Origin of the sequence: Ellagibacter sp. (assembly GCF_048412355.1) — a bacterium.
Lineage (GTDB): Bacteria > Actinomycetota > Coriobacteriia > Coriobacteriales > Eggerthellaceae > Ellagibacter.
Genome location: NZ_DBFSAP010000028.1, coordinates 1 through 2,294 on the forward strand (window position 1 = coordinate 1; position 2,294 = coordinate 2,294).

Sequence of the window (2,294 nt, forward strand, 5' to 3'; positions counted from 1 at the left end):
GGTCGTAGGCGACTATCGCGTAGACCGCCATGCTGCGCGCGCCGCGCCCGCGCCTCACCGGCACGTAGAGGCAGTCGACGAACATGAACGCGTACACGGGCTCCAGCGGGCGCGAGCGCCACCGCTCGAGCTCCTCCCACACCCTGTCGGTGATGGCCGAGACCGTCTCGGCGCTCATCGAGAAGCCGTATATCTCGCGCACCGTGGCGGCTATGTCGCGCTGCGACATGCCCCGCGCGTACATCGACATCACGCGCGACTCTATGCCGGTCAGGTCGCGCTCGCCCTTGGGCACCACCGCGGGCTCGAAGGTGGCGTCGCGGTCGCGGGGCACGTCGATGGGGACCTCGCCGGCGCTCGTGCGCACCACCTTGCGCGTGTAGCCGTTGCGCCTGTTCGGCCCGTCCTTGGGGCCCTTGTCGTTGTCCGGGTAGCCCAGGTGGGCCTCGAGCTCGGCCTTGAGCATCGTCTCGATCATCGGCCCGAACACCGAGCGCAGGGCCTCCTGCGCCTCCTCGGCGGTCTTCGGCGAGAACTCCTCCATGATGGCGGCCGCCACGCGCTCGGCGGCGGGGTCGCCCTTCTTCCTCCTGGTCACGGTCGTCTCCAATCTGCCGCGGGCCATGCCGCGGCCATCGTAGCATGGCCGGCGCCCTGCGCCGGCGACGATCGCCTCCGGAGACGTTGCCCCTTGAGGGGACTTACACAGACAATCTTACAGACCCAAAAAAGGGCCCTTTGAAGCCCCCGAATTCACAACTTTTGTCACTATTTGCACTTTTCTTTTACGCTGGATGATGAGCAATACCTCGAAACTGGGCGCAGCTATGCTTGCGAAGCTCGACGCAACCCGAGCGAATCCAATCGCTAAGCCCTTTACGACGCCAAACCAATAAAATGCCCAACAGGCAATATGTCGCGGTGACTGAAAGCCGCCGCGACATATGTTCGACTTGAAACCTTGGGTTTCGCTCATTGTTGGGTTTGGCTAATCGTCGCTCTTCTCGATGCGGCGACGCGTCTCGTACTCGCGCACGAAATGCTCGCTTTCGCCGGTAAGATTCAACCCCTCAAACGATCGATAGGCCTGGGCATCACTCGCCACTTCGGCGGTTTTCATTTGATTGTAGAAAACGATACACACAACCGCCGCAACCACTGCAGGAATCACGCCATCCACGAATACGCTCGTCAGGGTGTCATCGAATTGGAACACGCCCATATCGAGGCCGAACAGCACGGCGGCAAGCGCAACGATAATACCGAAGAACCACGCCGCAACCTTGAACTTTGCAACGGGCAAATCGCCAACGAATCGGCCTGTTTGTCCATTCATGGCGAACAGGTAGTCATTGCCCTCCCACGTGGTATGCAGCATCCATACCGGAAGAAGCGCCTGCATGCAACCCGTCATCTGCGTCGTGGAGCGCACGATTCCCGTATCGACGTAATCGTAGCCCGTAATCGTTGCACGCAAATCGTGCTCGAAGGAACGACGCATACGTTCTTCGGCGCGGTTGGAACACACTTTCGAATCTTCGTCATAGCGCTCGGCAACATAGCCCGGCAAATACGCGACCGAGAAAGGTTTCATCTCGTCGAAATCGTACGGCTCGATCGCATCCATGTGCCCGTCGGGCATTTTCGCCGAACCGTCAACGGGAACTCGCTCGAAATCCAAATCACCCGCACGATAGGCCTCGTAGACCGTCGTACGCGTTACTTCCTCATCACCCGAGCGATAGGTGCGCTCATTGCGGCACTCAAACGTGCCGCTTCCTTCAACCGAACCATCGTAAAGCCAGAACGGCACATATACGCCCTGGATATGCTCGACTTTGTTCGCGGCGATAAATTTCTTTGGCAGGAACTTTTTACCCTTGTAATAGTCATTCAACGCAGCAACTGCAGCGTCTTTGTCGAGCTTGAACGGCACCACACCATCGGGGCGTGCCATGTCGACGAACGCGCCCGGGGTCACTGCGGGGTTGCCGCAATATGGACATTCCGAAACCGCAGTCGTTGCATCGCACGTAATCTCCGCGCCGCACGACGAGCATGTCATCGACCGCAAACCGTCGCGCTCGCCTTCGTTCCACGAGGCGCGCGAGAGAAACGACACAATGGCCTCATCGCCCTCGCTTGCGTGGCCGCTTGTCGCAGCGGCGGCATTCAGCACATCCTCGGTCAAGGCCACCGCAACGCCGTCGGCTGCGCCCATGGCCTCAAACGCGCTCATCTCGCCGGAAGCCACACGCTCGGCTGCGGCCACCGCCGACGCATCGGCCTTAGAC

At 60.4% G+C, this 2,294-nt stretch carries 2 protein-coding genes; both read right to left on the reverse strand.

What is annotated here, in order from left to right; all coding sequences use genetic code 11:
* The coding region (locus ACMRQN_RS03895) for an IS256 family transposase (RefSeq protein WP_418733904.1) at positions 1–598 on the reverse strand (598 nt) is incomplete at its 3' end.
* Between the two features lie 390 nt (positions 599–988).
* Positions 989–2,294 (reverse strand): hypothetical protein (locus tag ACMRQN_RS03900; protein ID WP_418733905.1); only part of this gene is annotated, 1,306 nt, incomplete at its 5' end.